Annotated in this window: 7 protein-coding genes and 1 pseudogene; 6 read left to right on the plus strand and 2 right to left on the minus strand. The window is 38.2% G+C overall.

The genetic code is table 11. The annotated features are described in order from the left end of the window. A partial coding sequence (locus NT145_00260; protein ID MCX5781131.1) for a cation transporter occupies positions 1-129 on the minus strand: 129 nt, incomplete at its 3' end. Positions 130-231: 102 nt separating this feature from the next. After that, complete coding sequence (locus NT145_00265; GenBank protein MCX5781132.1) at positions 232-1,122, minus strand: AEC family transporter; 891 nt, start codon at positions 1,120-1,122, stop codon at positions 232-234. A 158-nt stretch (positions 1,123-1,280) separates the two neighbouring features. Between NT145_00265 and NT145_00270 the strand changes: the two genes are divergently transcribed. The 6 genes and pseudogenes from NT145_00270 (at position 1,281) to NT145_00295 (ending at position 8,310) form a co-directional block, all read left to right on the plus strand. Next, a complete protein-coding gene (locus NT145_00270; GenBank protein ID MCX5781133.1) occupies positions 1,281-1,766 on the plus strand; it encodes a thermonuclease family protein in 486 nt (161 codons plus the stop codon). Positions 1,767-2,192: 426 nt separating this feature from the next. Then, complete coding sequence (locus NT145_00275; GenBank protein MCX5781134.1) at positions 2,193-2,819, plus strand: response regulator; 627 nt, start codon at positions 2,193-2,195, stop codon at positions 2,817-2,819. Positions 2,820-3,014: 195 nt separating this feature from the next. After that, positions 3,015-3,886: pseudogene (locus NT145_00280) on the plus strand (transposase). A gap of 49 nt (positions 3,887-3,935) precedes the next feature. Next, positions 3,936-4,703, plus strand: coding sequence for a hypothetical protein (locus NT145_00285; protein MCX5781135.1), 768 nt, complete (start codon positions 3,936-3,938; stop codon positions 4,701-4,703). A 39-nt stretch (positions 4,704-4,742) separates the two neighbouring features. Next, entirely contained in the window at positions 4,743-7,232 is a 2,490-nt protein-coding gene (locus NT145_00290; protein ID MCX5781136.1) for a PAS domain S-box protein, read from the plus strand. After that, positions 7,213-8,310 (plus strand): response regulator, encoded by a 1,098-nt coding sequence (locus tag NT145_00295; GenBank protein MCX5781137.1) that lies wholly within the window; start codon positions 7,213-7,215, stop codon positions 8,308-8,310. Before NT145_00290 ends, NT145_00295 begins: the two co-directional genes overlap by 20 nt. Positions 8,311-8,741: the final 431 nt, after the last annotated feature.

Genomic DNA, 8,741 nt, shown 5'->3' on the forward strand with positions numbered 1-8,741 from the left:
AATGGCTTCAGAAAGAATACTTACCGAACCGGTCAAGAAACCGACTATAAATTTAGAGATTATAAGAAAGGTATTGGAAAAGATAGAAAGCCTTGCGGCTTTTGTTTTTTTATTTGATGTAATATTCATGATCAGTAGAAATATATCAAATCTTATTATTTAAATCAATAAAATACTAATATAATGAAAATTCAGATATTTAATACTTTTTTGAATGATGAAAAGGGATAATTAATGTCTGCCGTAGAGGTATCCTACCAGAGGAATAGTAAATATTGATATTATTGTGCCGAGTACTATTGTTGTAGCAACAAATTCTGAATCAGATTTGAATTTTTCTGCTAAAATATAAGACATAATCGCTGTGGGCATAACTGAGCTCATAATGCAGATTCCTGCCTCGGGATATGGTATTGCCAAAAAATAAACCGCAATTAAAGCAGAAATCCATCCTCCGAATATTCTGAGCATAACTCCAATTATAGAATCCCAAACAATGTGAAATTTGATTTTTGCTATTCTATAGCCCACAAAAATAAGCATAAAGGCAAGTGTAATACTTGAAATAAATTGAAGGGCTTTTGAAATTTCTGGTAACGGCTTTATTTTTAAAAAATATAAGATGAAACCTATTATTATTGAATAAATTTCCGGCAGTTTAAACATTTCAATTAAAGAACTTTTGCCGCTTATCCACCAAACCCCGAGTGTAAAAAGGGATACAGTTAAAATAATATTATAGATAATAGCGTATTGAGCGCCCGTTTTACCCCACAATAGAGAAGCTATCGGTATTGCCAAAAATGCCGAGTTCATAAATGCTATTGATAACGCATATCTTGGAAAAGATGCCTTTTTTACTTTTGCCAATATATATGAAAGAAATGCGCCGGAAATTATAACAAAGATTGCTGTTGCTGCAACTTTCCAAGCGCTAAAAAATGAGATAGAATTTGTCCAAATAGTATCTATTATGAATAGCGGGACCAAAATATATAAAATAAAAGAAATTAATTTTTCGGCATAGAATTCAGCTTTAGATCCGGAAAATCTTGCAATTAATATTCCGGCTAAAACAAAAACGAAAACTTTTGAGAACAAGCTAATAATAAGGGGAATCATAATTGCCGTAATTATAGTATAATTTAAATGTAATTGTAAATTTGATAAAATTATGATAAAAATATAAAATTACTTTGTTTGCAAAATGATATTTAGTTCATAATCAAACAAATTTGTCCGATTTTCGTTTTAAAAAGCAAGAAAACAAAAAAAAGTTTATGTATAGAAATTTATTAGTTGGCTTTTTAATTCTAGCATATAGCGTTGTCGTTTTTGCTCAAGAAACGGCTAAAGTGCTGAAAGTTGTTGACGGGCAATCCCTGGAAATTGAGTATGACGGGCAGAAAGAAACAATTTATTTTCTTGGCGTTGCTATTCCAAAGCTGGGCCCCGGTGATGAAATTTATAAAAGCAAAAAATATAAAAAAACCCTGAAAAAAAGAGAAAAAGAGTCTTTTAAATTGGTGAAATCTCTTGTAAGAGAGGGGGATAGAATCCTAATTGAATTTGATGAAAGAAAATGGGATAGATTACATAGATTTGTTGGATATATTTTTGTTAGTGACGGTAGAATGTTAAATGAAGAAGTAATAAAAGCAGGATATTCTAATGTTGAGTTAAGGCCTCCAAATATTAAGTATGAAGACAGATTTAACCAGATTGTAAAAGAAGCGAAAATCAAGAAAAAAGGAATTTGGAAGTAAATCTTTCCAAAAAAAAGGGGCAAGTCTTTACAATGAACATCCGCCCCGCCTGCGGGGCGGTATCAGAGGTAGCCGCGGGCCCTCGGGTTCATAGGCCCTATGGGTCGAGGACTTTAGCCCGCGCTCATTTCAACGCACCCTTAAGGGTGCGGCTACAACAACAAGGTAACCCCGTAGTCCGCCGCGGCGGACGGGGAATAATGCAAATTTAAAGATCGTTGAAGCGCACATAAAATACGGATACAAACAGGCAGAAATAGCAAAGTGTTTAGGTTTGCATTATGTAACAGTGAGCAGGACAATCGGTGCATATCATCCGCAATGTTAAATCTAAAGACCTGACCCCATTTTTCTTGACTAGTACGCTGTAGTGTAGTATAATCCCTTCTAATACTATTTCAGAATTGATTGAATGGAGAATACATAGTGGAAAACTTAATGGATGTTCAACAGTTGGCAGAGTATTTACAGATGAATAAGATGACAGTGTACAAACTTGCCAGACGGGGAACAATACCTGCCTTTAAAGTAGCCAGTGAGTGGCGTTTTAAGAAGGAGCTGATCGATAAATGGTTAATGAACCAAATTAAAGGCAAACCAGAGGTGGAAAAGCTTGGCGTTGAGATAAAATCGGGCCGCAGCAAGACAGTATTAGTCGTTGATGATGAAAATGTGATACGGGATTTTTTCAGCCGCGTGCTTACGAGATATAATGTGCTCACTGCGTCGAGTGGTGAGGAAGCTCTTGATGTAATAAAAAAAGATAAGCCGGATTTAGTACTCTTGGATATAAAAATGCCGGGGATCGGCGGAATTGAGACCTTAAGGAAGATTAAAGAGATTGACATCAATATAGTTGTGATAATGCTTAGCGCCTTCTCAACATTAGAGGATAATCTTGCCGCCGCCCGTTTGGGCGCCTACACTTCCATTTCCAAACCCTTTGATTTGGAAGAAATGCAATCAGTGATCAAAGTTGCTATGGTAAGCGAGGACGAAACTAAAGAAGCCAACCCGCTTTTAAATCCACCGAAAAAGACAATAAAAACCTAACCCTTTCTTCAAAAAACCAACACTCACAAAAATCTCTTCCCAAGATGCCCACATGGCAGGCCATCGACGGATACAGTTTTTGCTTGACAAATCATTACATTATACTATAGAATATTAGCATAATTCAACTCAACTTAAAGCTAATGGGGTCAGGTCTTGCAATACGACATTTTGGTATGATTAAATAACGCTGATATGACTAGGCCATTAAGAATAAACTTTGAAGGCGCGCTATATCACATCACAAGCCGCGGGAACGAGAGAAAGAATATTTTTCTTTCAAACAACGATAGAAAATATTTTTTGAAGTTGCTCGGAGATGTGATTGAAAGATATGGCTTGATATGTTACAGCTTCTGCCTGATGGAAATCACTATCATTTATTGATAGAAACTCCTAAGGCGAATCTTTCACAAGGCATGAGGCAGTTAAACGGTGTCTATACACAATATTTTAATCATTCACATAAGCGGGTTGGGCATCTTTTTCAAGGAAGGTTTAAGGCCGTAATAGTGCAAAAAGATGCGTATTTGCTGGAATTGATAAGGTATATAGTATTGAATCCCGTGAGAGCAAAAATAGCAAAAAATGCTCAGAATTACGCATGGAGTAGTTATCATGCGACAATTGGCTTAAAGAATAAACCGGCGTTGCTTAATGTCCTATGGGTGCTGTCGCAATTTAATAAAACGAGAGAGAAGGCAATAAAAGAATTCACCGAATTTGTTAATGAAAAGGATGTAGCTAAGCCCTGGGATAGCCTAAAAGGGCAAATATATCTTGGGAAGGAAGTATTTATAGAAAATCTTGAAAAAAATACTCCCAGCCCTTGTGAGGTGCCTCGCTCGCAGAGGCAACCAGTCAGGCCTGCTTTATCAGAACTGCTATCTGAATCAGACGGAATAGTAACCGCTTATAGGAAATATGGGTATAAATTAAAGGAAATAGCGGAGATTATGAATGTGCATTATGCTACAATAAGCCGTAAAATGAGAAAAATGGAAGGGCGGTCAATAAATGTATGCTTGCAAGACCTGACCCTTACGAAAGGCTTTGCTAAAGGCTAAATGTCGTATTGCAAGACCTGACCCCAATGTTAAGGAATGGAGGGGATAAATGAAAAGGAATATGTTAAGGTTTGTGAGTATTTTGGTATTTTTGTTTTCAATTGTCTTAATAGGGTATTGCGGCCAAACGGAAAATAAAGAATCCGGCAAACGCATATTGTTAGCCAATGAAAGTATTTGTTTTAATGGAACATTTGACTATTTTTCAAAATATGTGTTCAGAGGAGTTACAGTAGATGAAGATCCTGTTGTCCAACCATCATTTTCCATAAATTACAAAACAATAAACGCAAGCTTTTGGTCAAGTATGCCTATTCAAAATACTAATGATGCAGTTGATTCGAACGAGATAGACCTTACCGTTTCTTATACGAAATCATTTGAGCCAGCGGATATTTCCATTGGCCATGTCAGCTATCATTACCCTTATTCGGGATCTAGTTCAACAAAAGAATGGTTTGTCAGCTTAACCATTAATAATTTACCTGTGGGTATTAATATTATGTATTATGATGACTACGATTATTACAAGGGAAGTTATAGCTCGCTTGAAGTAACAAAAAATGTTTCTTTAATAAATGAATATGATATTGAAACTATACTATATGTCCATTTAGGCAGCTACGTAAATTATGATATTTATAGGCAAGGTGGCGACTATGTCTTGGGGACTAAAATCATAATCCCAGTGCGAGAAAAGATGACTATTACTCCTTCGTTATTTTATTCAGTGCCTTTTGGAGATGTTGCTGACGAAAATATTGGGAACCAGATACCAAGTATTTATGGCGGCTTTAGTTTGGGTTTTTGTTTTTAATCAATTTTGGGAGTATTTGTAAAATAAAAAAGGATTGTTATGGATGTTAGAAAAAAAGTATTTCTATTATTAGCTGGATTTCTGTTATTAATCGTTTTGAACATAATAGGAATAAATATTTTAGGAAAAAACCAGACAAACCTAATTATCAGGGACCTAAAAAAGAGCAAAACCAGATTACTGGACGATGTAATGGAGCTAAAAAATAAGCCGATGAAAGCTTTCGTTGCTGACTATACGTTTTGGAATGATATGTTCAGTTTTGTGAACAATCTTGATCCTGTGTGGGCTAAAGAAAATCTGGATACGGGTTTTAAAACGTTTGAAATAAACGCCTTATGGGTGCTAAACCTCGATTTTAATGTTGTTTATTCTATAAATGACCTTGCTGACAAAGAGCTTGAAAAATTTATTGTTTCAAAGGAAAAATTCAGAAATATTTTCAAAAAAGGAAAATTTCTTGATTTTTATGCTGATACTCCAAAAGGGCTGATGCGGATTCGCGGCACGTCTATCCACAAAACAAAAGATCCAGAAAGAAAATATGAGCACAGCGGATACTTTTTTGTCGGCCAGATTATCAATGAAAAGTATGTGTCAGAAATTTCAGAGCTGTTAATGGGTGAGACGACACTCATAAAACAGCCCGTCCCATCAACTGATAAAATAATGAAATGGCCGAGATATGTTTATTTTATCAAAAAAGAATTAAAAGACTGCGATGGCCAAACTATCGGATTTTTGAAGAGCAGGATAACGTCTTTGGGGGCAAAAGAACTGGAGCGTAGTTTCAGTTTATTCTTTATTGGCTATATAAATTCAATATTGATAGGACTTTTTCTTATTTGGTTTATCCTTTTGAGATGGGTTGTAAATCCCCTGAACAAAATATCGGCCAGCCTTTCAACCTCCTCATTTTTACCGATAGAAAAGCTAAAGAAACAGAGGGATGAATTCGGCAAAATCGCAGAACTTATAACAAACCATTTTAACGAAGAAAAAAAGCTGTGCGAAAGCGAGGAAAAATACCGCGCAGTTGTGGAAAATGCCGGAGAGATGGTCATGGTTGCCCAGGACGAGTTGCTAAAGTTTGTAAATCAAAAAACCGTTGATCTTCTGGGTTTTTCGCGTGAGGAATTGATAGATAAGCCCTTTGCCGGGTTGATACATCCGGAAGATGCGGCCATGGTTATCAAGAATTACAAAAATAGGATACAAGAGAAAAGCTTTGTCGGGGTCTATTCATTCAGGCTCGTGAGCAAGAACGGTTCAATAAAATGGGTTGAGATCAACGCGACATTGATTCAGTGGGGCGGAAGGCCGGCGACGCTTAACTTCCTCACCGACATAACTGACCGCAAGAAGGCGGAGATGGCAGTTTGGGAGAGTGAATTAAGATATAAAACCATTTTTGAATCATCTAAAGATGCAATTATGTTATTAACTCCTGAAAAAGGATTTTTTGGCGGAAATCCGGCAACTTTGGAGATGTTCAGGTGCAAGGATGAAGAAGAGTTTACTACTAAAACCCCTGCGGGCCTGTCGCCCGAATATCAGCCGGACGGAATTTCGTCTTCAGTGAAAGCCCAGCAAATGATGGCTATAGCCATGGAAAAAGGGTCTCATTTTTTTGAATGGACACATAAAAGGGCGGACGGGGATGAATTTTTTGCCACCGTATTATTGACACGGATGGAGTTGGAAGGCAAGGAAGTTTTGCAGGCAACAGTCCGAGACATCACCGAGCTCAAGAAGGCGGAGGAAGAATTAAGGATTGCTTACGAAGAAATCCGGCACAACCAGCAGGATCTCATTCAGGCCAGCAAGATGGCGGCCATGGGCCAACTGGCTGCCGGTATTTCGCATGAGCTCAATCAACCATTGACCGGCATAAAAGGTTTTGCCCAGGCCGTGCTTATGGAGACGGAAAAAGGAAGCCCTATCAGAAATGACTTAAAGAAAATATTAGAACAAGTTGATAGAATGGATGCTATTATCAAGAATGTGCGTTTTTTTTCCAGAAGGTCCGACTTTATGATGCTGGAATTAGATATCAACCAAGTCATCTTAAGCTCCTTAGCGCTATTAGAACAGCAGCTTAAGACGCACAATATCAGAGTCATTCAGGAGCTAGAATCAGGTATTCCCAAAATGCAAGGCGACTCTAACCAGCTCCAACAGGCATTCCTTAATATCATCAGCAATTCCAGGGATGCCATTATCAGCCTCAACCGGCCTGAAGGCGGGGAAATCAGTATCCGGTCATTAGGCAAAGATAAAGGCCATATTGAGATCACTTGCCAGGATACAGGCTGCGGTATTCCAGAGAAAAACTTTCAAAATATCTTTACCCCATTTTATACTACCAAGTCTCCGAATAGAGGGATGGGCCTGGGTTTGCCTATAACCTACCGTATTATAGGGAATCATCAGGGAAAAATAGATTTTAAAAGTGAAGTAGGAAAAGGAACTACTTTTACAATAGTTCTTCCTTTGAAAAGGACAGAACATGAAACAGCACGAAGTTAAGGAAAAATACAAAATACTAATCGCCGATGATGAGCAGGTAGTTCGGGATGTCTTTAGCCGATTCCTCAGCCGGGAAGGTTACGAAGTTATTTTTGCCGGAAACGGAAAAGAGGCTTGGGATAGGATTAAAGAGGATAATTTTGATCTGCTGCTTTTAGACTTAAATATGCCGGTAATGAGCGGGATGGAAGTTATCGCTAAAGTAAATGAGGCAAAGAAGGATTTAATTATGATTGTGATTACCGGCTACGCCACTTTGGATACAGCCAAAGTGGCAATAAAGCAGGGTTGTTATGACTATATTACCAAGCCTTTTGATATAAATGAGGTAATGAGGCTCATCGAAAGGGCTTTTGATATGCGTAGATTGAGCGAAACTAAGAATAGAATGGAAGAACAATTGCGCGTTGCGGAAAAACTGGCTTCTTTGTCCCTGATGGGCGCGGGTGTTGCCCATGAGGTAAATACAGTCCTGACTTCAATTAAACTTTTCATGGAGATGTTTTATAGGAAACCGGAAAACCTGAAGGAAGCCAAGAAAATAAAAATGATCATAGATGAAGTAGAGCGCTGTGAAGAATTGATCCAAAGGTTCCTTAACTTTACCAAACCGTCGGAAAGTGAGCTCAGCAGGGCCCGTATAAACGAGGTGATATTACGGAGCATCACGCTCCTGAAGCCTAGATTAGAGAAGGAGAATATTGAAATAGTGTTGTCTCTGGATGAGCACGCTCCGGAGATCCTCTGCGACGTTCATAAAATGGAAGAAGTTTTTCTAAACATATTTTCTAACGGGATAGAGGCCAGTCGCGCGGGAGGCAGGATTACGGTTACGAGCGAGGGAAAAAACAAGAAAATGATCATCAGTATTCAAGACACGGGCTCAGGTATATCTCCCAAGGATTTAAAAGAGGTTTACAATCCTTTCTTTACTACCAAGCCCAGCGGAACCGGCCTGGGGCTTTCTATTGTGCACCGGATCATTGAGGAACACCAAGGGATTATTGATATCAGAAGCCAAGAGAAACAAGGAACTTTAGTGCGTATTGAAATACCTATTGCGGCGCAAATGTTGTAATTGGCAAGAGTTCGGAAGGGAGTGTCAAAAATTCAATGAAAAATGAACCTCCCCGCAGTCCGCCCAAGTGTAGTTGTTCAGTATTTCGGTAACAGTTTTAAATCTTGTTTTAGAAAAAGTGGTGTCATTCCCGAAGATAGTAATCGGGAATCTAAAACAATAAAAGACATTAAAATTTCAAATATATTAAACCTGGATCCCCGATAACAGTCCTCGGGGATGACAACAAAGGCAAATAGAACCAAATCTACTTACCGTTACCGATATTGTGAACCTATACACCAAGGCGGACGGGGTATCAGTTGTTCCCCTCTTTGACAAAGAGGGGTAGGGGAAGGTCTTTGGACCGAACTGCTTGTGAGGAAGTTTTTATTACCGGCAAATTCCCCATTATCCCCCTTTTTCAAAGGGGGAAGTTATGGTAACCGCCC

It is taken from the genome of Elusimicrobiota bacterium, from assembly GCA_026388075.1.
Classification (GTDB): Bacteria; Elusimicrobiota; Endomicrobiia; order Endomicrobiales; family JAPLKN01; genus JAPLKN01.

Bases quoted from the DNA above. Each gene is read 5' to 3' on its own strand.
- NT145_00270 (MCX5781133.1), top strand. From the start codon at position 1,281: ATGTATAGAAATTTATTAGTTGGCTTTTTAATTCTAGCATATAGCGTT.
- NT145_00295 (MCX5781137.1), top strand. From the start codon at position 7,213: ATGAAACAGCACGAAGTTAAGGAAAAATACAAAATACTAATCGCCGAT.
- NT145_00290 (MCX5781136.1), top strand. From the start codon at position 4,743: ATGGATGTTAGAAAAAAAGTATTTCTATTATTAGCTGGATTTCTGTTA.
- NT145_00265 (MCX5781132.1), bottom strand. From the start codon at position 1,122: ATGATTCCCCTTATTATTAGCTTGTTCTCAAAAGTTTTCGTTTTTGTT.
- NT145_00285 (MCX5781135.1), top strand. From the start codon at position 3,936: ATGAAAAGGAATATGTTAAGGTTTGTGAGTATTTTGGTATTTTTGTTT.